At 73.0% G+C, this 22,597-nt stretch carries 20 protein-coding genes, 1 tRNA gene and 1 other RNA gene; 11 read left to right on the top strand and 11 right to left on the bottom strand.

From position 1 onward, the window contains the following. Positions 1–40 precede the first annotated feature (40 nt). Positions 41–991 (bottom strand): phosphate/phosphite/phosphonate ABC transporter substrate-binding protein, encoded by a 951-nt coding sequence (locus KU893_RS16430; protein WP_218235461.1) that lies wholly within the window; start codon positions 989–991, stop codon positions 41–43. Positions 992–1,039: 48 nt separating this feature from the next. Further along, a complete protein-coding gene (locus tag KU893_RS16425; RefSeq protein WP_218235460.1) occupies positions 1,040–2,164 on the bottom strand; it encodes a TIGR03364 family FAD-dependent oxidoreductase in 1,125 nt (374 codons plus the stop codon). A 166-nt stretch (positions 2,165–2,330) separates the two neighbouring features. Here KU893_RS16425 and KU893_RS16420 point away from each other — a divergent pair, with 166 nt between their 5' ends. From KU893_RS16420 to ffs, 3 genes are all read left to right on the top strand, one after another. After that, entirely contained in the window at positions 2,331–3,095 is a 765-nt protein-coding gene (locus KU893_RS16420) for a GntR family transcriptional regulator (protein ID WP_218235459.1), read from the top strand. Beyond that, the gene (locus KU893_RS16415) at positions 3,092–3,772 is read left to right on the top strand and encodes a phosphonatase-like hydrolase (RefSeq protein ID WP_257441382.1); all 681 of its coding nucleotides are present in this window, start codon (positions 3,092–3,094) and stop codon (positions 3,770–3,772) included. Before KU893_RS16420 ends, KU893_RS16415 begins: the two co-directional genes overlap by 4 nt. Before the next feature lie 44 nt (positions 3,773–3,816). Further along, an RNA gene (gene ffs / locus KU893_RS16410) (signal recognition particle sRNA small type) lies at positions 3,817–3,907 on the top strand. Between the two features lie 16 nt (positions 3,908–3,923). Here the strand turns inward: ffs and KU893_RS16405 are convergent. Beyond that, positions 3,924–5,039 (bottom strand): class I SAM-dependent methyltransferase, encoded by a 1,116-nt coding sequence (locus tag KU893_RS16405; protein ID WP_218235458.1) that lies wholly within the window; start codon positions 5,037–5,039, stop codon positions 3,924–3,926. A gap of 123 nt (positions 5,040–5,162) precedes the next feature. Between KU893_RS16405 and KU893_RS16400 the strand changes: the two genes are divergently transcribed. The 6 genes from KU893_RS16400 to KU893_RS16375 all read left to right on the top strand — a co-directional run bounded on the left by KU893_RS16400 (position 5,163) and on the right by KU893_RS16375 (position 11,466). Then, entirely contained in the window at positions 5,163–7,343 is a 2,181-nt protein-coding gene (locus KU893_RS16400; RefSeq protein ID WP_218235457.1) for a DNA polymerase III subunit gamma and tau, read from the top strand. A gap of 48 nt (positions 7,344–7,391) precedes the next feature. Next, positions 7,392–7,787 carry a YbaB/EbfC family nucleoid-associated protein gene (locus KU893_RS16395; RefSeq protein ID WP_218235456.1) on the top strand — a complete coding sequence of 132 codons (396 nt, stop codon included), beginning with the start codon at positions 7,392–7,394 and terminating at the stop codon, positions 7,785–7,787. 15 nt (positions 7,788–7,802) lie between these two features. Continuing rightward, positions 7,803–8,399 carry a recombination mediator RecR gene (recR, locus tag KU893_RS16390; RefSeq protein ID WP_218235455.1) on the top strand — a complete coding sequence of 199 codons (597 nt, stop codon included), beginning with the start codon at positions 7,803–7,805 and terminating at the stop codon, positions 8,397–8,399. Positions 8,400–8,407: 8 nt separating this feature from the next. Continuing rightward, positions 8,408–9,052 (top strand): DUF5063 domain-containing protein, encoded by a 645-nt coding sequence (locus tag KU893_RS16385; RefSeq protein WP_218235454.1) that lies wholly within the window; start codon positions 8,408–8,410, stop codon positions 9,050–9,052. Positions 9,053–9,139: 87 nt separating this feature from the next. Next, a complete protein-coding gene (locus KU893_RS16380) occupies positions 9,140–10,417 on the top strand; it encodes an aspartate kinase (RefSeq protein ID WP_218235453.1) in 1,278 nt (425 codons plus the stop codon). Positions 10,418–10,422: 5 nt separating this feature from the next. Continuing rightward, a complete protein-coding gene (locus KU893_RS16375) occupies positions 10,423–11,466 on the top strand; it encodes an aspartate-semialdehyde dehydrogenase (RefSeq protein WP_218235452.1) in 1,044 nt (347 codons plus the stop codon). 96 nt (positions 11,467–11,562) lie between these two features. Here KU893_RS16375 and KU893_RS16370 read toward each other — a convergent pair whose 3' ends face one another. The 3 genes from KU893_RS16370 to KU893_RS16360 all read right to left on the bottom strand — a co-directional run bounded on the left by KU893_RS16370 (position 11,563) and on the right by KU893_RS16360 (position 13,747). Beyond that, positions 11,563–12,516 (bottom strand): hypothetical protein, encoded by a 954-nt coding sequence (locus KU893_RS16370; RefSeq protein WP_218235451.1) that lies wholly within the window; start codon positions 12,514–12,516, stop codon positions 11,563–11,565. A gap of 125 nt (positions 12,517–12,641) precedes the next feature. After that, positions 12,642–12,715, bottom strand: a tRNA-Pro gene (locus KU893_RS16365). Between the two features lie 102 nt (positions 12,716–12,817). Beyond that, complete coding sequence (locus tag KU893_RS16360) at positions 12,818–13,747, bottom strand: metallophosphoesterase (protein ID WP_218235450.1); 930 nt, start codon at positions 13,745–13,747, stop codon at positions 12,818–12,820. A 36-nt stretch (positions 13,748–13,783) separates the two neighbouring features. On the opposite strand from KU893_RS16360, the gene KU893_RS16355 reads away from it, so the two are divergent. After that, positions 13,784–14,242, top strand: a complete 459-nt coding sequence (locus tag KU893_RS16355; RefSeq protein ID WP_218235449.1) for a GatB/YqeY domain-containing protein — start codon at positions 13,784–13,786, stop codon at positions 14,240–14,242. A gap of 87 nt (positions 14,243–14,329) precedes the next feature. Here KU893_RS16355 and KU893_RS16350 read toward each other — a convergent pair whose 3' ends face one another. After that, positions 14,330–16,648: a transglycosylase domain-containing protein gene (locus tag KU893_RS16350; protein ID WP_218235448.1), complete on the bottom strand. Its 2,319-nt coding sequence runs from the start codon at positions 16,646–16,648 to the stop codon at positions 14,330–14,332. 205 nt (positions 16,649–16,853) lie between these two features. Between KU893_RS16350 and KU893_RS16345 the strand changes: the two genes are divergently transcribed. After that, the gene (locus KU893_RS16345; RefSeq protein WP_218235447.1) at positions 16,854–17,135 is read left to right on the top strand and encodes a WhiB family transcriptional regulator; all 282 of its coding nucleotides are present in this window, start codon (positions 16,854–16,856) and stop codon (positions 17,133–17,135) included. A 28-nt stretch (positions 17,136–17,163) separates the two neighbouring features. Here KU893_RS16345 and bagB read toward each other — a convergent pair whose 3' ends face one another. The 4 genes from bagB to KU893_RS16325 are packed head-to-tail and all read right to left on the bottom strand — an operon-like array spanning position 17,164 to position 22,520. Further along, the gene (bagB, locus tag KU893_RS16340) at positions 17,164–18,351 is read right to left on the bottom strand and encodes an ArsA family ATPase (RefSeq protein ID WP_218235446.1); all 1,188 of its coding nucleotides are present in this window, start codon (positions 18,349–18,351) and stop codon (positions 17,164–17,166) included. Continuing rightward, a complete protein-coding gene (bagA, locus tag KU893_RS16335; protein WP_218235445.1) occupies positions 18,351–19,349 on the bottom strand; it encodes an ATPase BagA in 999 nt (332 codons plus the stop codon). The genes bagB and bagA overlap by 1 nt, the downstream gene beginning before the upstream one ends. A gap of 37 nt (positions 19,350–19,386) precedes the next feature. Continuing rightward, positions 19,387–21,810 (bottom strand): ABC transporter permease, encoded by a 2,424-nt coding sequence (locus KU893_RS16330; RefSeq protein WP_218235444.1) that lies wholly within the window; start codon positions 21,808–21,810, stop codon positions 19,387–19,389. Further along, complete coding sequence (locus tag KU893_RS16325; RefSeq protein WP_218235443.1) at positions 21,810–22,520, bottom strand: ABC transporter ATP-binding protein; 711 nt, start codon at positions 22,518–22,520, stop codon at positions 21,810–21,812. Before KU893_RS16325 ends, KU893_RS16330 begins: the two co-directional genes overlap by 1 nt. Positions 22,521–22,597: the final 77 nt, after the last annotated feature.

Below are 22,597 nucleotides of genomic sequence, written 5' to 3'. Positions count from 1 at the left end.
ATCGTGTCGAGCTGCCGAGCAGAGGTGGTCAGCCGGGGCATCAGAGGTCGTCCGTGGTCAGGCCGAGGGTGTCGGCCAGGTCGAACAGCGGCTGGTAGTCGTCGTTGGAGACCTTGACCATCGCGCCGTCGGCGGGCGGGGTGAAGTCGAGGTAGCCGCCGATCTCGGCGACGGTGTCCGACGGCAGGGCGAGGAGCGCCTCCTGGACCTTGGCCGCGACCTCGGGGGTCATGTTCGGGCCCGCGGTGATCGGGTCGTTGAGGATCGGGTCGGACTTCCAGACCTGGACGAACTGTGACTCGTCGAAGGCGCCCTCGGCGATCGCCGAGGCGAGGGTCTGGCTGTTGATCTCGGCGGCGTCGACCTGGCCGTTGACCAGCGCCTGGAGGGCCTCGGTGTGGCCGCCGGCGTACTGCGCGTCGACGTCCTTGTCGATCCCGGCGTCGATCAGCGCCTTGCGCGGGACCGCGTCGCCGGAGGTCGAGCCCGACTCGGACAGGGCGAGCGTGTGGCCCGCGAGGTCCTCGATGGTCTTGATCGCCGAGTCCTTGGGCACCCAGATCCCGCCGGTGTACGACGCGGCCTCGCCGGTCTCGTCGGCGAACGCCGCGAGCGCGGTCGCGCCGGCCTGCTGGTTGGCGAAGACGAAGCCGAGCGGGCCGAACTGGCCGAGGTCGAGCTCGCCGTTCTGCATCGCGAGGATCTCGGCGACGTAGGTGTCGGAGACCTCGAGCTCGATCGTGCAGCCGAGCTCCTTGCCGAGGCCGTCGACGAGGGCCTGGTAGGCGGGGATCAGCTTCGCCGGGTCCTCGTAGGGCTCCACGCCCATGGTGAGGGTCCCGTCGGGGCAGACCTCGACGGCGCTGGAGGCGGGGGAGGTGTCGCTCTTCGCGTCGGTGTCGCCGCCGTCGCCGCCGTCGCCGCAGGCGGCGAGGGTGAGGGCGAGGGCGAGGACGCCGGAGGCGGCGCCGAGCGTGCGGATGGTGCGCATGGGTGGAGCTCCTGGCTGGTGGGGGGATGGGTGGAGGAGGTGTCTGGCTCAGAGCAGCTCGTCGAGGACCGACGCAGCGAGGCCCAGACCGGTGGTCATGCCGATTCCCGAGGTCACCGTGACCGCCCGGACGCCCGGGTGCGGAGCAGCGATGACGAAGTCCGTCGAGGGCGAGTCGGCGTAGACGCCGCGCCACCTCCGCCGGACGCTGAGCTCGGCGCCGAAGAGCCGGGCCCCTTCCCGCAGCACCAGGCCCGCGACGTCCTCGTCGTCGAAGGGCAGGTGGGTGCGGTCGTAGTGGTGGGTGTCGCCGAGGACGATCGAGCCGTCGGGGCGCTGGGTCAGCATCAGGTTCATGACGACCTCCAGCAGCTCGGGGTGGGTCGCCTCGACCTCCCGCCGCAGGGTCGCGGCCGACGGCTGCTCGACGAAGGCGGCGTAGCGCAGCAGGCTGGTCCCGGTGAGGAGCGCCGGTCGGATCCGGACGTCGCCGGGCGGCGCGACCTCGAGCATCTGGAGGCGGCAGCGGCGCACGTCGTACGCGTCGGCCAGGTCGGGGAAGAGCCGGTCGAGGTCGTGCCCGGTCGCGTGCACGACGTACGGCGCGGTGATGTCGCCGCGCGAGGTGTGCACGGCGCACGGGGTGATCGCGCCGACGTGGGTGTTCCACCAGAAGTCGACGCCGCGCTCCTCGAGCCAGGCGGCGAGGGCCGGCACCGCCTCGGTGGGGCACACCCGGAGGTCCCGGGGCAGGTGGGCGCCCCCGACGACCTCGTCGGTGGCGGCGGGGAAGTGGTCGCGCACGCCCTGGGGGGTGAGCAGGGAGACCTCGTCGGTGCCGCGGCTGGCGGCGAGCTCCTCGAGGACGGCGAGCTCGGTGGCCGAGCGGGCGACCACGACGGTGCCGGCGCGCTGCACCTCGAAGCCGGCGAGCTCGCCGAGGCGCAGCCACTCCTCGCGGGCGAGCAGGGCGTACTCGCGGGCCCGGCCGGCCTGGGGGGTGGTGCAGACGTGGCCGAAGTTGCGGATCGAGGCACCCACCGGCCGGTGGTCGCGCTCGACGACGGTCACGTCCAGCCCGCGGCGCACGGCATGGGCGGCGTGGGCGAGTCCGAGGATGCCCGCGCCGACCACGGCGAGGTCGGTGCGGGTGGCGGCGGAAGGGGTGGGCACGGCACGAGGTTCTTCGCCGTGGAGAGGGGTGTCAACGACTTGGAGCCGCTTGTCTGGACAAGTTCACTCGGTGTTTCTCCGTCCGCGGCTGGAGGTGAACTCCTGGCGACACGGTTAACCCGATGTTCGCTCGCGCCCTTGTCTGGTCAAGTGTAGGTTCGCCGGCATGGCCGACCCGTTGCACGCCCGGATCTCCGCCGAGCTCCGCGACCGCATCCTCAGCGGCGACCTCGCGCCCGGGGCCCCGCTGCCGTCGGAGGCCCAGCTGTGCGCCGAGTTCGGGACCTCCCGCGGCACCGTCCGCGCCGCGCTCGCGACCCTGCGCGCCGCCGGACTGATCCGCGGGGGGCAGGGCAAGTCACCGGTCGTGCGCGACAAGACGCTGAGCCAGCCGTTCGAGAACCTGCTCTCCTTCACCTCCTGGGCCGAGCGCGCGGGCCGCAGCCCCGGGCAGCGCACCGTCGAGCTCGCGCGCCGCCCTGCGAGCGCGCGGATCGCCCACCAGCTGGAGGTCGAGGAGGGCACACCGGTCGTCGAGCTGCTCCGGGTGCGCACCCTCGACGGCGAGGCGGTCATGCTCGAGCGCTCGTCGTGGGTGCTCGAGGTGGGCCGGCTGCTCTTCGAGGGCGGCTTCGACCCCGACGAGGGCTCGATCTACCGCTACCTCCTCGGCGCCGAGGTCGACCTGGCCACCGCCCGTCACACCATGGACGCGGTCGGCGCCGACGACCTCGACGCCCGCCTCCTCGACATCTCGGTGGGCACGCCGCTGCTGCGTGAGCGCCGCCTCGCGCGCGCCAGCGACGACCGCCCGTTGGAGTACGGCGACGACCGGTACATCCCCGGCCGCGTCACCTTCACCTTCGACAACGCCCGGCCGACCACCGCCGGGCAGCTCCCCAACCTGCGCATCCTCAAGGAGACCTCGTGACCCACCCCGCCTACGACCTGGCCGCCCTCGACATGGCCGGCACCACCGTGGAGGAGGGCGGGCTGGTCTACCTCGCGGTCGAGCGCTCCGTCGCCGAGGCGACCGGGGGCGAGATCCCCGCCGACGTCCTCCAGCGTTGGAAGGGCACCTCGAAGGAGGAGGCGATCGCCGGCATCCTCACCGACCTCGGCGAGGATGCCTCGCCGGCACGGGTCGCCGCCGTGTTCGAGCTGTTCACCGTCAACATCGACCAGGCCTACCGCGAGCACCCGCCGACGCCGATCCCGGGTGTGCTCGAGACCTTCGACGCGCTGCGCTCCGCCGGGGTCAGGGTCGCCCTGCAGACCGGCTACTCCGCGCCGGTCGCCGCCGCGATCCTCGACCAGCTCGGCTGGACGGTCGGCGAGACCGTCGACGCACTCGTCACCAGCGACCTGGTGCCGCTGAGCCGGCCGGCGCCGTACCTCGTCTTCCGGGCGATGGAGGCCACCCGCGTGAGCGACGTGCGCCGCGTCCTCACGGCCGGCGACACCCCCAACGACCTGGGCGCCGGCACCCGTGCGGGCGCAGGCTTCGTGGTCGGCGTGACCACCGGCTCGTTCGACCGCGCGGCGCTCGAGGCCGAGCCGCACACCCACGTCCTCGACAGCGTCACCGGCATCGCGGCCCTTCTGTGAGGCTGATGTGAGGGTCCGCGGCCCCATCCTCTAAGGTGGTCGGCAACCCCCCACGTGGCGGTATCTCACCCAACTCCCCCAGGGCCGGAAGGCAGCAAGGGTCAGTGAGCTCTATCGGGTACGTGGGGGGCCTTTGCTTCTCCGGTGCCGCTCAGGCCCTGCGGGCGAGGTAGAAGTAGTTGAACGGGTCGCTGCGGACCTCGCGGACCTCGACGTCGACCAGGCCGGCCTCCTCGAGCATCCGCACCGCGGTCTGCCGACCCCACACGGTGCCGAGACCGGCGCCCCCGTGGGCCAGGGACACGGTCATGCAGTGCATCAGGCTGAGCGTGTAGAGGAAGGTCAGCCAGGGCAGGCCCCGGTTGTTCTCGACGCCGGACTCGGCCTTGATGTCGACCATCAAGAACGTGCCGCCCGGGCGCAGCGCCGCGGCGATGCCGGCCAGCACCCGGTCGGGGAACGCCTGGTCGTGGATCGCGTCGAAGGCGGTCACGACGTCGTACGCCGCCTCCTCGCCCAGCGCCGCGACGTCGCGGACCTCGAAGCTCGCGTTGGTCAGGCCCCAGGCGGCGGCCTGGGCGCGTGCCGCCTCGATCGCCTCGTCGCCGAGGTCGTAGCCGACGAACCGGCTGGCCGGGTAGGCGCGCGCGAGCAGGTTCACGGCGTGCCCGGAGCCGCAGCCGACGTCGGCCACGTCGGCCCCGTCGACCAGCCGCTCGTGGAGCCCCGGGACGGTCGGTACGACGACCTCGAGCAGGCCGGCGTCGTGGACGGCGGCGGCGTCGGCGGCCATCAGCTCGTGGAACCGGGGGAAGCGGTCGTAGCCCAGGCCGCCTCCGTGGCGGAACTTCTCCCGCAGCTCGGGCTCGACGCCGGCGAGCATGGTCAGCATCTTCATGCTGCGCGCCAGGTTGACCGGACCGTCGGCCGAGGTGAGGCACGCGGCGCGCTCGCGGGGGAGCGCGTAGTGGCCGGTGGCGGCGTCGTAGGTCGCCACGTCGCCGGCGACGATGCCGTCCAGCCACTCGCGCAGGTACCGCTCGTCGACGCCGGCGACCGCCGCCAGCGTGGCCGGGTCCGTGGGGCCGGTGCGGGCCAGCGCGTCGAGCAGCCCGAGCTCGTCGCCGATGCCGAGGAGCAGGCCGAGGGCGGCGTCCTCGCGCACCCCGACCATCCGCTTCTGGAACGCACGTGCGGCGTCCCGGTCCATCGTCGTCGTGGTGGTCGTCGTGGTGGTCGTCGTGGTGGTGGTCGTGGTGGTCGTCATGGTGGTGGTCCTCCCGGTGATCCGCGTCTCACCCTAGGGCCGGGCCGCGCGGTCCTCACGAGGACCACGGCGGCCCCGGTGGCGACCCCGGTGGTGTCGGGACCAACGACTAGGGTGAGCCGCGTGGACTCCCCGCTCGCGCTCTACCGCCGCTACCGGCCCGAGACCTTCGCGGAGGTCATCGGGCAGGAGCACGTCACCGAGCCGCTGCGGGCCGCGCTCGCCGCCAACCGGGTCAACCACGCCTACCTGTTCTCCGGGCCGCGCGGCTGCGGCAAGACGACCAGCGCGCGGATCCTGGCCCGGGCGCTCAACTGCGAGAAGGCGCCGATCTCCGACCCGTGCGGGGAGTGCGACAGCTGCCGCGACCTGGCCCGCAACGGCCCGGGCTCGATCGACGTGATCGAGATCGACGCCGCCTCCCACGGTGGTGTCGACGACGCGCGCGACCTGCGTGAGAAGGCGTTCTTCGCGCCGGTGAAGAGCCGCTACAAGGTCTACATCATCGACGAGGCCCACATGGTCACCACGCAGGGCTTCAACGCCCTGCTCAAGCTGGTCGAGGAGCCGCCGCCCCACCTGCGGTTCATCTTCGCCACGACCGAGCCGGAGAAGGTCATCCCGACCATCCGCTCGCGCACCCACCACTACCCGTTCCGGCTGATCCCGCCGCGCCTGCTGACGTCGTACCTCACCGAGCTGTGCGAGCGCGAGGGCGTCACCATCGAGCCCGCCGCGCTGCCGCTCGTCGTCCGGGCGGGCGCGGGCTCGGCGCGCGACACCCTCTCGGTGCTCGACCAGCTGCTCGGCGGGGCCGGCCCGCAGGGCGTGACCTACGACCTCGCCAGCGGCCTGCTCGGCTACACGCCCGACACCCTGCTCGACGACGTGGTCTCCGCGTTCGCCGCGGGCGACGGCTCGGCCGTCTTCGGAGTGGTCGACAAGGTGATCGAGACCGGGCAGGACCCGCGCCGCTTCACCGAGGACCTGCTGCGCCGGCTGCGCGACCTCGTCATCATCTCCGCGGTGCCCGACGCCGCCGCGTCCGGCCTGCTCGACGTCTCCGGCGACCAGGCCGACCGCCTCGTCGCGCAGGCGGCCGCCTTCGGCCGCGCCGAGCTGACCCGGGCCGCCGACCTGGTCGCCGCCGGCCTCACCGACATGCGCGGCGCCACCGCGCCCCGACTGCTGCTCGAGCTGATCTGCGCCCGGATCCTGCTCCCCGCTGCCGACCACACGACCGAGGGGGTGCTCGCCCGCCTCGACCGGCTCGAGCGCCGGGCCTCGATCAGCGGGACGACGTCCGCGGAGTCCGCGCCCGCCCCCGCCGCCGCCGTGCCGGCCCAGGACCGGTTGGCGCCCTCGCGTGCCGAGCGCGCCGCGCCCGAGCGTGCCGAGGAGCCCGAGGCCGCTCCCGTGCCGCACGCCCGCACCGCGGCACCCGCCCAGCCGGCCCCCGAACCGGTGCCGACCCCGGTGCCGACCCCGGTGCCGGTCGCCGAGCCGGTGCCGGTCGCGCCCCAGCCGGTCGCGCCCCAGCCGCCGGCCCCCCAGCCGGCCGCCGCGGAGCCGGCGGCACCGGCGGGCGGGTCCGGGAGCGGCCTGAGCCTGGTCGACGTACGCCGGCTGTGGCCCTCGGTCATCGACCGGGTCAAGAGCGCCAAGCGGGTCACCTGGATCCACCTCACCCAGAACTCCCAGGTCGTCGGCTTCAACGGCAAGGTGCTCACCCTCGGGTTCCAGGCCGACGGCCCCCGCCGCTCGTTCGAGAGCGGCGGCCACGCCGAGATCGTCCAGCAGGCGGTGATCGACGAGATCGGTGCCGACATCCGGATCGAGGCGATCGTCGACCCGGCGGCCAACCCGGGCGCCCGGACCCCCGAGCCGGCGCCCGCCGCCCCTGCCGCGCCCGCTGCCCCGGCTCCCGCCGCCGACAACGGCTGGCCCGAGGTCACTGCGCCCCCGCAGGCGAGCGCCCCCGCCCCGGCCGCCGCGGTCCCGGACGCGCCGCCGGCCCCGGCCGGCCCGATGGCGCCCCCCGACGACCCGCCGCCGTGGGCGAGTGAGCCGCCGCCGATGGACGGTCCCCCCGAGCCCGACGCCCCGCCCGAGCAGCCCGGCGCGCGCCGGCAGCGGATCGCCGACATCCAGGCCCAGGCCGACGCCGCCGCGGAGGCGCCGCCGGAGGACCCGGACGCCGCGGTCGACCTCGACGACCGCGAGGTCGACGCCGAGTCCAGCGCGGAGCTCCTCGCCCGCGAGCTGGGCGCCCAGATGATCGAGGAGATCCCCCGCGGCAGCTAGCCGCCGTCGTTCCCCAGAGCCTGACGAACAGAGAAGAGAACCATCCCCATGACCCAGAACCCCTTCGACGCCCTCGCCGGTGGCGACGGCCTCGGTGGCCTCGACCTGGGCGCCCTGCTCCAGCAGGCCCAGCAGATGCAGGACCAGCTCCAAGACGCCCAGCAGCGCCTAGCCGAGGCCACGGTCGACGGCACGGTCGCCGGCGGCGCGGTGAGCGTCACGCTCACCGGGGCCGGTGACCTCACCGCCGTGTCCATCAGCCCCGACGCGATCGACGGCACCGACGCCGAGTCCCTCGCCGACCTCGGCGACCTGGTCGTCGCCGCGTTCCGCGACGCGCGGGCCAAGATCGACACGCTCGCCGAGCAGATGCTCGGCCCGCTGGCCGGCGGCATGCCGGACCTGGGCGGCGGCCTGCCGTCGCCCGGCCAGCTCGGCTTCTGAGCGGAGGCGACACCCTTGTACGAAGGCGTCGTCCAGGACCTCATCGACGAGCTCGGGCGCCTGCCCGGGGTCGGTCCGAAGAGTGCCCAGCGGATCGCGTTCCACCTGCTGCAGGCCGACCCGGCCGACGTCCGCCGCCTCGCCGAGGTCCTGATCGAGGTCAAGGACAAGGTGAAGTTCTGCTCGGTCTGCTTCAACGTCGCCGAGGACGACCAGTGCCGGATCTGTCGTGACCCGCGCCGGGACCCCTCGGTGCTGTGCGTGGTCGAGGAGTACAAGGACGTCGTGGCGATCGAGCGGACCCGCGAGTTCCGGGGCCGCTACCACGTCCTGGGCGGGGCGATCTCGCCCATCGACGGCATCGGGCCCGAGCAGCTCCACATCCGTGAGCTGCTCACCCGGCTCGGCGATGGCACCGTCACCGAGGTGATCTTGGCCACCGACCCCAACCTCGAGGGCGAGGCCACCGCGACGTACCTCACGCGGATGCTCGGGCCCCTGGGGTTGCGCGTGACGCGTTTGGCCAGTGGACTTCCGGTGGGAGGAGACCTCGAGTACGCCGACGAGGTCACCCTGGGCCGGGCATTCGTGGGAAGGCAGACAGCGACATGAACGGGAACATGAGCGACAACAGCACCGCCACCGAGAAGCTCCCAGGCCTCGCCGCGCTCGAGGCGCTGATCGCGGTCGAGACCGAGACCGTGCGGTTCGCCGACGACATCGCCGCGTCGGTGCGGTCCTTCCTCGACGGCCTGCGGGTCGTCGCGGCCCAGGCCACGGGCGGGCAGGCCGTCTCCCTGCTGCTGCTCCAGATCAGCCAGATCGCGCTGACGGGCGCCCGGCTCGGCGTGCACCGCGACTTCGCGCCGCGCGACGAGTACCAGCCCGACGACGGCCCGGACCCCGACCTCGACGAGCTGCGCCTCCAGCTGGCGAAGCTGCTCGGGAACCTCGACACCTACAGCTACGTCTTCGACCCGTACGCGCCCGAGATCGTCGAGGGCCTGCTCTCCGACGACCTCACCAGCATCGCCGCCGACCTCGCGGTCGGGGTGCGCCACCACGAGGCGGGCGACGTCGAGGAGGCGCTGTGGTGGTGGCAGTTCTCCTACGTCTCCTCGTGGGGAGCGCTCGCGGGTTCGGCGATGAAGGCGCTGCTCTCGGTGGTCGCCCACGACCGGCTCGACGTCGACCTCGACACCACCCAGGAGCTCGCGCTGGTCGAGGCGGCGGCCGCCGTGCTGGACAGCGCGGAAAACGCCTAGCGGGCTCTCGTAGAATCGGGGGTGGCCTCGTCGACCACTGACCTGGCCCCGCCCTTCCCCCGAGACCACCGCCAGGAGTGAGCCCCCGTGGGCATTGTCGTGCAGAAGTACGGCGGCTCGTCGGTCGCCGATGCCGCCGGGATCAAGCGCGTCGCGCAGCGCATCGTCAACACGAAGAAGGCCGGCCACCAGGTCGTCGTCGTCGTCTCGGCGATGGGGGACACGACGGACGAGCTGATCGACCTCGCCAACGAGGTGTCGCCGCTGCCGCCTGCCCGGGAGCTGGACATGCTGCTCACCGCCGGTGAGCGGATCTCGATGGCCGTGCTGGCCATGGCGATCCACGACCTCGGCCACGAGGCGCGCTCGTTCACCGGGTCGCAGGCCGGCGTGATCACCGACGCCGCCCACGGCAAGGCGAAGATCATCGACGTCACGCCGGGCCGGATCGAGGCGGCCATCGGCGAGGGCGCGATCGCCATCGTCGCCGGCTTCCAGGGCGTCTCGCAGACGACCAAGGACATCACCACGCTGGGTCGCGGCGGCTCCGACACCACCGCCGTGGCGCTCGCCGTCGCGCTCAAGGCCGACGTGTGCGAGATCTACTCCGACGTCGACGGCATCTTCACCGCCGACCCCCGCATCGAGCCCCGCGCCCGCAAGGTGCCGCGGATCTCGTACGAGGAGACGCTCGAGATGGCCGCGCAGGGCGCCAAGATCCTGCACCTGCGGTGCGTCGAGTACGCCCGCCGCTACGACATGCCCATTCACGTCCGCTCGTCCTTCTCCGACAAGGAGGGCACCTGGGTCGTCAAGGCCGAGGATGTAGTCCAGGAGGGTTCCATGGAAGCCGCGATCATCACCGGCGTCGCCCACGACCGCAGCCAGGCCAAGATCACGGTGGTCGGCGTCCCGGACAAGCCGGGCGAGGCGGCCGCGATCTTCCGCGCCGTCGCCGAGGCGCAGATCAACATCGACATGATCGTGCAGAACGTGTCGGCCGCGGCGACCAGCCTGACGGACATCTCCTTCACGCTGCCCGCCGGCGAGGGCCAGACCGCGATGACGGCGCTCTCGCGGCTGCAGGAGTCGGTCGGCTTCGAGGCCCTGCTCTACGACGACAGCGTCGGCAAGGTGTCCATCGTGGGCGCCGGCATGAGCTCCTCGCCGGGCATCTCCGCGCGCTTCTTCGAGGCGCTCTCGGAGGCCGGCGTCAACATCGAGATGATCTCCACCTCGGAGATCCGCGTCTCGGTCGTGGTGGCCGAGACCCAGGTTCAGGCGGCTGTCAACGCCGCCCACGCGGCGTTCGACCTCGGGTCGGACGAGATCGAGGCCGTCGTGTACGGCGGAACGGGGCGCTGAGCACCATGGGCATCAACATCGGAGTCGTCGGCGCGACCGGCCAGGTCGGCGTCGCGATGCGCCAGATCCTGCTCGAGCGGAACTTCCCGGTCGACCAGGTCCGCTTCTTCTCCTCGGCCCGCTCGGCCGGCAAGGTGCTGCAGTTCGGCGACCGCGAGGTCGTCGTCGAGGACGCCGAGACCGCCGACCCGACCGGCCTCGACGTCGCGCTCTTCTCGGCCGGCGCCACCGCCTCCCGTGCCCTGGCGCCCCGGTTCGTCGACGCCGGCGTGATCGTCGTCGACAACTCCTCGGCCTTCCGCAAGGACCCGGCGATCCCGCTGGTCGTCTCCGAGGTCAACCCGGAGGCGGCCGCCGAGGTGATCGCGGCCGGGCGCGGCATCATCGCCAACCCGAACTGCACCACCATGGCCGCGATGCCGGTGCTCAAGCCGCTGCACGAGGAGGCCGGCCTGGTCCGGCTGATCGCGTCGACGTACCAGGCCGTCTCCGGCTCCGGCATCGCCGGCGTCGAGGAGCTCGCCACGGGCGTCGCCGCGGCCGGCGACAAGGCCCGGGAGCTGGCGTACGACGGCGAGGCCGTCGCATTCCCCGAGCCGAGCGTCTACAAGCGGACGATCGCCTACAACGTGCTGCCGTTCGCCGGCAACCTCGTCGACGACGGCCTGAACGAGACCGACGAGGAGCAGAAGCTCCGCAACGAGTCCCGCAAGATCCTCGGCATCCCTGACCTGCGCGTCTCGGGCCTGTGCGTCCGCGTCCCGGTCTTCACCGGCCACTCGCTGGCGATCAACGCCGAGTTCGAGCGGGCCCTGACGCCCGAGCGTGCGCGGGAGCTGCTGGCCGGTGCCCCGGGCGTCGAGCTCGCCGACATCCCCAACCCCCTCGCCGCGGCCGGCAAGGACCCGTCGTACGTCGGCCGGATCCGCCAGGACCCCGGCGTCGACGGCGACCGCGGCCTCGCCCTGTTCGTCTCCAACGACAACCTGCGCAAGGGTGCCGCGCTCAACACGGTCCAGATCGCGGAGCTGATCGCTGCCTCCCGCTGAGGGAGTTTCACCGGCCGGCCGGTGAAACTCACGCTGGGACGAGGAAACTGCCTCGTCCCAGCGTGAGTTTTGTCGTCCAGGATCGCGTTATGTCGGCTATTCGGACGGGTCGACGAACGTCTTGGTGACCCATACCGAGGCGAGGTACGCGGCGATGCTGAGCGCCGGGACGACGATCAGCGTCGACCAGTGGTCGAGCAGGTCGATCAGGAACAGCAGCGCGACCACGGCCACCAGGCCGACCGCCAGGAAGCTGCTGCTGCCGGGGTCGGGGATGCCGAACGCCTTCAGCAGCTGACCGCCCAGCAGGACGCACACCGCGAACGTGGCGACGAGCAGCAGGAACCCGGGGCCGCCGCCGCACGAGGACGTGCCGCGGACCGCCTCGCAGCCGCGCAGGGACAGCCAGGTCAGCACGACCATCGCCGCACCGACCACGAGGCCGGTGAGAGCCGCGGCCCGGTAGACGGTCAGCAGCGGGCTGCCCTCGCCCAGCGCGGCGATCTCGGCGTCCTCGAGGGCCGCGGTGGTCACCGGCTCGGGCTCGACCTCGACGGCGGCGGACGGGGCCGGCTTGGGGGCCGGCTTGGGGGCCGGCTTCGGGGTGGGCTTCGGGGTGGGCTTCGGGATGGGCTCGGCGATGGGCTCGGTCTCGACGACGGGCTCGGTCTCGACGACGGGCTCGGCCTCGACCTCGGCCTCGACCTCGGCCTCGACCTCGGCCGCGACCTCAACGGCGGGCTCAACGGCGGGCTCGGTCACGGGCTCGGCCTCGACGACGGCCTCGGTCTCGACGACGGGCTCGGTCTCGACGACGGGCTCGGTCTCGACGACGGGCTCGGTCTCGACGACGGGCTCCGGGGCGGCGACCGGCTCGGTCTCGACGACGGGCTCCGGGGCGGCGACCGGCTCGGGCTCGACGACAGGACGAGCGGCACGCTTCTGAACGGCCGGGGCGGGGGCCTCGGCCGGCAACGCGGGCTTCTTCTTCCGCCCGAACAGCTTGGGCGGCTCCAAGCTGAGCTTCAGCTTGTCCTGCTCGTCTGACATGGCATGCAGTGTGTCACGAACGCCCAGGTGGGCGACGGGTGGCCGCAGGGCGACACGGCGACGGGCGTTCGGTGAAAAACACCGAAGGGCGGACCCGGTCTCACCGGATCCGCCCTTCGAATCTGTCGGGCTGACAGGATTTGAACCTGCGGCCTCCTCGTCCCGAACGAGGCGCGCTACCAAGCTGCGCCACAGCCCGCCGATCCCCGGCTCCGAAGAGGCCGGCTCACAAGCACGGGAGCATACCGGAGCAAGGGCCCCGACCTGCAATCGGGATGACCCTCCATCCCGCCGCCGGGGCTCACCGGGGCTGCAGGGTCAGCAGCGTGGCCTCGGGCCGGCAGGCGATCCGGACCCGGGTGTAGGGGTTGGTGCCGAGCCCGGCCGACACGTGCAGCCACGCCGAGCCCGGGTCGCCGGGCCGGGAGTCGGCAGGGTGGCGGTGCAGGCCGCGGGCGCGGTCGGCCTCGAGGTCGCAGTTGGTGGCGTACGCGCGGGACCCGCCCGGCCACGGCAGCCGGACCTGGCCGCCGTGGGTGTGCCCGGCCAGGATGGCGTCGTACCCGTCGGCGGCGAACCGGTCGAGCACCCGCACGTACGGCGCGTGCGCGACGGCGACTCGCAGGTCGGCTGTCGCGTCGGCAGGCCCGGCGACGGCGGCCAGGTCGTCGTACTCCAGATGGGGGTCGTCGACGCCGGCGAGGGCCAGCACCGTCTCGCCGACCGTGAGCCGATCGCGGCGGTTGGTGAGGTCGACCCAGCCGGCGCCGGTGAAGCCGGCGGTGAGGTCGCGCCACGGCAGCGGGGGGACGTCGGTGTGGCGGGTTCCATCGTCCGGGAGGAGGTACCCGAAGGGGTTGCGGAAGCCGGGCTCGAAGTAGTCGTTGGAGCCGTGCACGAACACGCCCGGCCGGTCGAGCAGCGGGCCGAGGCTGTCGAGCACCACCGGGACCGCGTCGCGGTGGGCGAGGTTGTCGCCGGTGTCGACGACCAGGTCCGGCTCCAGCCGGGCCAGGTCGCGCAGCCACTCCTGCTTGCGGGTCTGGCCGGGCGTCATGTGGAGGTCGCTGAGGTGCAGCACCCGCAGCGGTCGCATCCCGGCGGGCAGCACCCGCAGGTCGAGCCGGCGCAGCGTGTACTGGCGTGCCTCCCACAGCGCGTACGACGTCACCGCCGCGCCGAGCGCACCACCGGCCCCGGCGGTGCGGAGCAGTCCCCTCCCGAATCCCATTCGTCCAGTCTCGCCCACGGCAGGCAGAATCGAGGCATGAGCACCCTCAAGGACCAGCTGCGCACCGACCTCACCACCGCCATGAAGGCACGAGACGACGTCCGGTCCTCGACGCTGCGGATGATCCTGACCGCGGTGACCAACGCCGAGGTCGCCGGGAAGGTCGCCAAGGAGCTCACCGACGACGAGGTGCTCACCGTGCTGGCCGCCGAGGCCAAGAAGCGCCGCGAGGCCGCGGTCGCGTTCGAGGAGGGCGACCGCCCCGAGAGCGCAGCCAAGGAGCGCGCCGAGGCTGCGGTCATCCAGGACTACCTGCCCGAGCAGCTCGGTCCCGAGGAGATCGCCGCGATCGTCACGGCCGCCGTCGAGCAGGCCGGCGCAGCGGGCGCGGGCCCCAAGGCGATGGGCCAGGTCATGGGCATCGTCCAGCCGCAGGTCAAGGGCCGGGCCGACGGCGCGGCCGTCGCCGCGGAGGTACGCCGCCAGCTCGGCTGACGGCGTCCGGCTGTGTGCCGCACCCCATCCGAATTGGTCGCGTTCTGAGCCTCTCTGCGACCAGAACGCATGGGGTGCGGAGCAGACTCAGCCCCGGCCGTTGCCGCGGCCCTTGTTCTTCTTGCCCTTGTTCTTCTTGGGCGGCGTGCCGCTGGAGACGTAGAGCGTGACGGTGTCACCGGAGGCGAGCCGGGCGCCGGTGCCGGGGGCCGACCAGGCGACCAGGCCGCGGCCGACGGCGGAGTCGACGACGCCGCCGTTGACGACGTTGAAGCCGAGGCCCTCGAGGTCGGCCTTCGCGGCGTCGTACGACCTCCCGGACACGGCCGGGACCGTGATCAGCAGGCCGCGCACGTCGGTCGAGGACGGTCGGGTGAAGTCGACGTCGGCGAGCAGCGGGGCCACGGCCTTGAAGGCGTCACCCCAGATCGGTCCGGCGGTGGTCGAGCCGGAGGACGAGTACAGGGTGCGGCCGCCGACGGCCTTGCCGTCGAGCGACTCGGGATGGCCCTCCGGGTTCACGCCGGCGACCATCGCCGCACCGGCGAGGTTGGGCGTGTAGCCGACGAACCAGACCGCCTTGTTGTCGCTGGTCGTACCGGTCTTGCCGGCCGCGGGCTGGCCCGGGTACTGGGCGGCGGCGAAGCCGCCCGAGGAGACCACGCCGCGCAGCACGTCGTTGACGGCGTTGGCGACCGGGCTGGCGAGCACCTGGGTGCACTGCTTCTCGTACTTCTTCAGCACGTTGCCCTGCGCGTCGGCGATCTCGGTGACGGGGCGGGCGTCGCAGTGCAGGCCCTGGGCGGCGAAGGTGGCGTAGGCCTCGGCCATCTCCAGCGGGCTCACGTCGGCGATGCCGAGGGTGAACGACGGGACCTGGGCGGCCGGGGTCAGCTCGGTGATGCCCATCTCGCGGGCCAGCTTCCACGGCTCGCAGATACCGGTCGCCTTCTCGAGGTTCACGAAGAAGGTGTTGACCGACTTCTGGGTGCCCTCGTACAGGTTCGGGGCGGCCGAGGCGCTGGTCGAGTTCTTCGGGCTCCAGGTCTCGCTGCTCTGGTAGGGCCCGTCGCAGGTCGTGAAGTCGCCGAGGTTGACGCTCAGCGTCTGCGGCGCGGGGAAGCGCTGGGTGAGCGGGATGTCCTGGTTGATCGCCGAGGCGAGCACGAACGCCTTGAACGTCGAGCCGGGCTGGAAGCCGGCCGCGTCGCCGTACCGGGTCGGCACGGTGTAGTTGAGGAAGGTCTGGCCCTTCTTCTTGCCCATCGGGCGCGACTGGGCCAGGCCCTTGACGTTGCCGGTCCCGGGCTCGATCAGCGCGAGGCCGCCGATGGCCTGGTCGTCCTTGTAGACGTGGGAGGCCACGGCCGCGTTGGCGGCCTTCTGGTAGCGCAGGTCCACGGTGGTCTTGATGGTGAGGCCGCCGTTGAAGATCAGCCGCTTGCGCTCCTGCTCGGTCGCGCCGAGGGCCTGGTCGGTCATCAGCCAGCGCACGACGAAGTCGCAGAAGAACTGCGCCTCGGAGTTCACGCAGCCGTTGGGCTGCTCCTGCACGCGCAGGCCGAGCTTGCGGTCCTTCGCCTGGTCCGCGTCCGCGTCGGTGATGACGCTGAGCTGGGCCATCCGGTCGAGCACGATGTTGCGGCGGACCGTCGCCTGGGCCTTGTTCTTGGTCGGGTTGTAGGCCTCGGGGCTCTGCACCAGGCCGGCGAGCAGCGCCGCCTGGCGCAGGTTGAGGTCCTTGGCGTTGACGTTGAAGAAGTGCTGCGCAGCGGCCTGGACGCCGTACGCGCCGTCCCCGAAGTACGCCGTGTTGAGGTAGCGCTCGAGGATCCAGTCCTTGCTGTGCCGCTTCTCGAGGGCGATCGCGTAGCGCAGCTCGCGCAGCTTGCGGCCGTAGGTGTCGTCGGTCGCGGCCTTGCGCTCCTCGTCGGTGTCGGCCTGGTTCAGCAGGGTCAGCTTGACCAGCTGCTGGGTGATCGACGAGCCGCCCTGGGCGACCCCGCCCGAGGCCTGGTTGGTGAGCAGGGCGCGCAGCGTGCCCTTCAGGTCCAGCGCGCCGTGCTGGTAGAAGCGGAAGTCCTCGATCGCCACGATCGCCTCGACCATGGTGCGCGAGATCTGGCGCAGGGGGACGTTCACGCGGTTCTGGTCGTAGAGCGTCGCGATCGTCTTGCCCTCGGCGTCCTGCACCTCGGTGCGCTGGGGCAGCTGCTCGGTCTCGAGCTCCTGCGGCAGGTCGTCGACGGACTCGGACACGTTGCGCGCCGAGAAGCCGAGGACGCCGGCGAACGGGATCGCCAGCCCGGAGACGACGACGCCGAGCACGACCGCCACGAGCAGCATCACGCCGAGGTGGGATGCGACCTTGCCACGGGGAAGGCCGTCGAACCGGGTGCCAGACATGCGCTCAGGGTACGGGACCCGGCCTCACCGGCCCGACTCCTCGGCGGCCGCCGCCATCGACCTGTCTAGTCCCATCTGACTAGACAGGTTGGGCCCAATGAGCGGTATCAGTCTTGGCGATCCTCCTTTACTTTGGTTCGGTCGGAGAGACCGAGCGCTGTGGGGGCGACGGCTCTTCGGTTGTGGGAAGCATCAGGGGACGAACATGTGGGTTGAGGATTGGGCGCCGCGTGCCGCCTGCAGGGACCAGCAGCCGGACCAGCTCTTCGTGAAGGGCGCCGAGCAGAACAAGGCCAAGCAGGTGTGCACCAGCTGCGCCGTACGCACCGAGTGCCTCGCCGAGGCGCTGGACAACCAGATCGAGTGGGGTGTCTGGGGTGGCATGACCGAGCGGGAGCGTCGTGCCCTGCTCCGTCGCCGTCCCGCTGCCTCGTGGCGCCAGGTCCTCGAGGAAGCGCGCGACGAGCAGACCGTCGCGACGGTCTGAACCCTGCCTCGCCGGCGGCTGACCTGGGTCAGTGCCGCCGGGCCAGGAGGTCGCCGACCCGGCGCAGGCCGTCGAGGTCGTGCACGTCACCGGCGAGAGCCGGTACGACGGTCGTCGCCACCTGCGGGTGCGCGGTGGCGAACCGGTCGCGCAGCGTGCGCTCGCGCTCGACCATGCGCACCCGGTCGGCGTGCAGCCGGAGCAGCCCGGCCGTCAGCGCGCCGTCGCCGGTGCGCCGCAGCCGCTGTGCCGCGGCCATCGCCTCGTCGGCCGACAGCTCGCCGCCCGGCTCCGGGCTGGCGCGGTTGACGACCAGGCCGGCCAACGGCATGTCGTCCTCGCTGAGCCGCTCGACGAAGTACTCGGCCTCCCGCAGCGCGTCCGCCTCCGGGGCGGCGATGACGAGGAACGCCGTCCCGTCGGCCTTGAGCAGCGAGTAGGTCTGCTGCGCGCGCTGGCGGAAGCCGCCGAAGACGGTGTCGAGGGCGGTGACGAAGGTCTGCAGGTCCTTGAGGAACTGCGCCCCGAGGATCCGGGTGAGCGCGTTCGTGATCAGGCTGAGCCCGGCCGTCATCAGCCGCGCCGGCCCCTTCGCCGGCGCCAGCAGCAGCCGGACGAACCGGCCGTCGAGGAAGCTGGAGAGCCGCTCGGGGGCGTCGAGGAAGTCGAGCGCCGAGCGCGACGGCGGGGTGTCGACCACGATCAGGTCGTAGCTGCCGTCCGCCTGTGCATCGCGGTGGATCTGGCCCAGCTTCTCCATCGCCATGTACTCCTGGGTTCCCGCGAACGAGCTCGACAGGGCGATGTAGAACGGGTTGGCCAGGATCTGCTGCGCCTTCTCCGGGCTGGCCTGGGAGAGCACCACCTCGTCGAAGGTGCGCTTCATGTCGAGCATCATCGCGTCCAGGCGGCCGCTGCCCGCGACGTCCTTGACCGGGCGCGGGGTGTTGTCGAGCTCCTCGATGCCCATCGACTGCGCGAGTCGGCGGGCCGGGTCGATGGTGAGGACGACGACCTTCCGGCCGCGCTCGGCGGCACGCAGCGCGAGCGCGGCGCTGGTCGTGGTCTTCCCGACGCCGCCCGAGCCGCAGCACACGATGATCCCGGTCCGCAGGTCGTCGAGGAGCGCGTCGACGTCGAGGTGGCCGGCGTGGTGCCCGGGGGCGGCCGCGGGACCGACGCGGGAGGGACGGTGGGCGCTGCTGCGAGGCGTCATCAGGCCATCCCTTGCTCTCGGAGGTGCCCGGCGAGCTCGTAGAGCCCGCCGAGGTCGATGCCGCCGGCCATCCGCGGCAGCTCGTACGACGGAACGTCGAGCCCGGCGACCAGCCGGCGCTGCGAGTCCTCGAGCGCGCGGCGCTCGGCGTGGTCCGCTGCCTCGGCGAGCAGGCCGTCGACGAGGGCGGGGCTGACGGCGATGCCGCCCTCGACCAGGTCGGCCTCGATCCGGGCGCGGTCCAGGGTCCCGGCCCGGGCCGCCGCGAGGTCGTCGGCGTCCAGGTCGCGCGGGCGGACCTGGTTGACCACCACGCCCCCGACCGGCAGCCGCGCCGCGCGGAGCTCGGCGATCCCGTCGGCGGTCTCCTGGACCGGCATCTCCTCGAGCACGGTGACCAGGTGGACCGCCGTACGCGGGGACCGGAACAGGGTCATCATCGTGTCGGACTGCGCCTTGATCGGCCCGACCTTCGCCAGCCCGGCGAGCTCGTTGCTGACGTTGAGGAACGGGGTGATCCGGCCGGTCGGCGGCGCGTCGAGCACGACGGCGTCGTACTCGATGGCCGACTTGTTGCGGCTGTTGCGCTGCACAGCCTCGTAGACCTTGCCGGTGAGCAGCACGTCGCGGACGCCGGGGGCGATGGTGGTCGCGAACTCGATGACCCCGAAGCGGTCGAGCGCCTTGCCGGCGCGGCCGAGCCGGTAGTACATCGAGAGGTACTCCAGCAGCGCGGACTCGGCGTCGATGTGCAGCGCGTGGACGACGCCCCGGCCGCCGTCGTCGTCCGGCAGGCCGGTGGTGAGGCGCCGCTCCTGGTAGGGGAGCGGGTCGACGTCGAACATCCGGGCGATGCCCTGACGGCCCTCGACCTCGCAGAGCAGGACGTTCTTGCCGCGGGTCGCGAGGGCGAGGGCGAGGGCCGACGCAACCGTCGACTTCCCCGTGCCGCCCTTGCCGGTGACGACGTGGAGACGCACCTTCGGCCAATCGCTCACCCGACGGAGCCTAATGGTGCGTCCCCACCTCAGGGGGTCAGTCCAGCGAGAGGCCTGCGGCCGGGGTGATCCGCGCGGCCCTGCGCGAGGGGAGGACCGCCGCGAGCAGGCCTGCCAGAGCGGAGATCGTCACCACCAGGGCGAGCTGGCCCCACGGCAGGACCAGGCCGGCGCCGTGGACCGCGGGCTGGACCAGCGCCCGCACGGCGGTCCAGGCGAACGCCACGCCCAGGACGGTGCCGAGCACGGTCGCCACGACGGACAGCAGGACCGCCTCGGCGGCGAGCATCCGGCGCACCTGGCGGCGGGTGAGGCCGAGCGCGCGGAGCAGGGCGTGCTCGCGGCCACGCTCCAGCACGGACAGGCCGAGGGTGTTGCCGATCCCGACGAGCGCGATCACCACGGCGATCGCGAGCAGTCCCACGACACCGCCGGTGAGGACGTCGAGCTGGGTGTCGACGTACGCCCGGCGGGCCAGGCCGTTCTCCACTCCGGCGTCGACCGGCGCGGCGACCGCCTCGACCGAGCCGGCGAGGTCCTCGGGGTCGGCGTCCTCCGCGGCGCGCAGCCAGACCGCCTGGGTGGGGGCGCCGGGGGCGAGCCGGTCGAGCGTCGTCCGGCGGACCAGCGCGGCCTCGCCCCAGCCCTCGCCCCCGGCGACCCGGAGCTCGCGGGTGGTGTCGCCGACGGTGACGGGCACGAGGTCGCCGACCTCCAGGCCGTCGCCGACCAGGTCCCAGGGCACGAGGACCTGGTCCGGCCCGGGCACCGGCAGGTCGCCGTACAGCACCTTCGCGTCACCGTCGACCGTGGCCGGCAGGAGGGGGAGCGGGTCGAGGTCGCCGATCCGCGCCACCGCCCCCGGCACGGGTACGGCGGCCGCGACCCCGTCGATCGCCTCCAACCGGTCGAGCGTCTCGGCGGGCAGCGGGCCCGTGCCGGTGACCGCGAGGTCGATCGGGTGCTGCTCGTCCATGTCGGCGGCGAGGGCGGCGCGCGAGCTCGCCATGCCCGCCAGCACCGCCGTCGTCAGGGTGACGCCGACGAGCAGCGACGCCGTGGTGGCGGCGGTGCGCCGCGGGTTGCGCACGGCGTTGCCGGCGGCGAGCCGACCGGCCGGCCCGAGCAGCCGCTGCGTGAGCGGCCCCGCCGCGCGGATCAGCGCGGGCACCAGGACGGGGCCGAAGAGCAGCACGCCGACGAAGACCGCCGTACCGCCGACGGCGAGCGCGCCCACGTTGGCGGTGGCGACCGCCGCGGCCAGGGCGAGGACGCCGACGCCGACCGCGAGCCCGCCGAGCGCGAGCCGGATCCGGCCGGAACGGGTGCGGACCCGGGTGCTGTCGTCGGGGCGCAGCGCCGCGAGCGGGCTGACCCGGACCGCCCGGCGGGTCGGCAGCCAGGCGGCCACCACGGTGACGACCACGGCGACGCCGGCGGCACCCGCGAGCCAGGCGGGCGCCACGTGCGCCGTGCCCAACCGGGCCTCCGGCCACTGCGAGCGGACCAGCGCCACCAGGCCGTGCCCCGCGCCGAGGCCGGCGAGCACGCCGAGCACCGCGGCGAGGACGCCGAGCGCCAGGGACTCCAGGCGCACCGAGCGCAGCACCTGGCGCCGCGTCGCGCCGACGCAGCGCAGCAGCGCGAAGTCCCGCATCCGCTGCGCGAACAGGATCGTGAAGGTGTTGTTGATGACCAGGATCCCCACGACGAGGGCGATCGCGCCGAACAGCAGCACCACGACCTGGACGATGTCGACGCCGTTGTTGACCTGCTGGTGCAGGTCCTGGACGAACGCGTCGACCGCCACCACGTCCGCGTCGGGTACGACGGCCCGGATCGCCGTACCTGCGTCGGGTCCGGCCCAGGCCAGGCTCGTCACGAAGAGCTGGTCCTGCCAGCGGACGAGTTCGGGCCACAGCAGGTAGACCGACGCGTAGGCGTAGGTCGACGGCGAGTCGACCAGCCCGACGACGGCGACGTCGAGCGCGTCGCTGCCCGTGCCGATCCGCAGCCGGTCGCCGACGCCGATCCTCTCGACCTTGGCGGTGTTGCTGTCGACCACGGCCTCGCCCGGCCCGCCCGGGAACCGGCCCTCGACGAGCTCCTGCCAGCGGCGGTCGGGACGGTCGGGCAGCTGGCCGATGTCGGTGTCGATCACCGACGTCTCGCCGGCGGTGCCGGAGGCGACCTGCTGCATGGTCCAGCCGATCAGCCACGCGTCGGCGCCGTCGGTGCGCGCGGCGTCGAGGAGCCGGGCCGCATCGGCGGCGGACGGGCTGTCGACGACCGCGTCCGCGCCGTCGTACGGCTGCCCGAGGCCGGCGGTCAGTCCCTCCCGCATCGACGAGGACAGGGCGGCGGTGACCACGATGAACGCGGACCCGATGACGACGGCGAGCAGGGCGGCGCCGTACCGACGGGTGTGGGTGCGCAGCGACGCCAGGAGGACGGTACGCATCAGGCCGCGACCTCGCGGCGCTCGGTGACCTGGCCGTCGGCGAGCACGACGACGTCGTCGGCGTACCGCGCGGCTTCGGTCTCGTGGGTGACCATGACGACGGTCTGCCCGAGCTCGCGCACCGACTGGCGCAGCAGCGAGAGCACCTCGGCCGAGCTGGCGCTGTCCAGGTTGCCGGTCGGCTCGTCGGCGAACACGATCGCGGGCGCGGACAGCAGGGCCCGCGCGATGGCGACCCGCTGCTGCTGGCCGCCGGACAGCTCGGCCGGGCGGTGGCCGAGCCGCGCGGTGAGGCCCAGGGTCTCCACGATCCCGGCGAACCGCTGCTGCAGCTGGCGGCCGCGGTCGCGGGCGGCGAGCCCCGACAGCTCGGTCGGCAGCCAGATGTTCTGCTCCGCGCTGAGCATCGGCAGCAGGTTGAACGCCTGGAACACGAAGCCCACGTGGTCGCGCCGGAACCGGGTCAGCGCGTCGTCGTCCATTCCTTCGAGGGCCTGCCCCGCGACCTGCACCGAGCCGGTGGTCGGCTGGTCGAGCCCGGCCAGGCAGTGCATCAGGGTGGACTTGCCGGAGCCGGACGGCCCCATGATCGCGGTGAAGCGGCCCGCGGGGAGGTCGAGGTCGACGCCGCGGAGCGCGTGGACGAGGGTGTCGCCGCGGCCGAAGGACTTGGTGAGGCCGCGTGCGCTGGCGGCGAGCAGGGAGGTCATGACTCCGAGCCTCGCCGCGGACGGCGTCCCGATCGTCAGGCCACGGGCTGATCCGGGCGTACGACGACGGGTGGACC

Source organism: Nocardioides daeguensis (assembly GCF_019192965.1).
Classification (GTDB): Bacteria; Actinomycetota; Actinomycetes; order Propionibacteriales; family Nocardioidaceae; genus Nocardioides; species Nocardioides daeguensis.
Note: the sequence above shows the minus strand (reverse complement) of the source record. Positions and strands in the feature narration are given on the sequence as shown.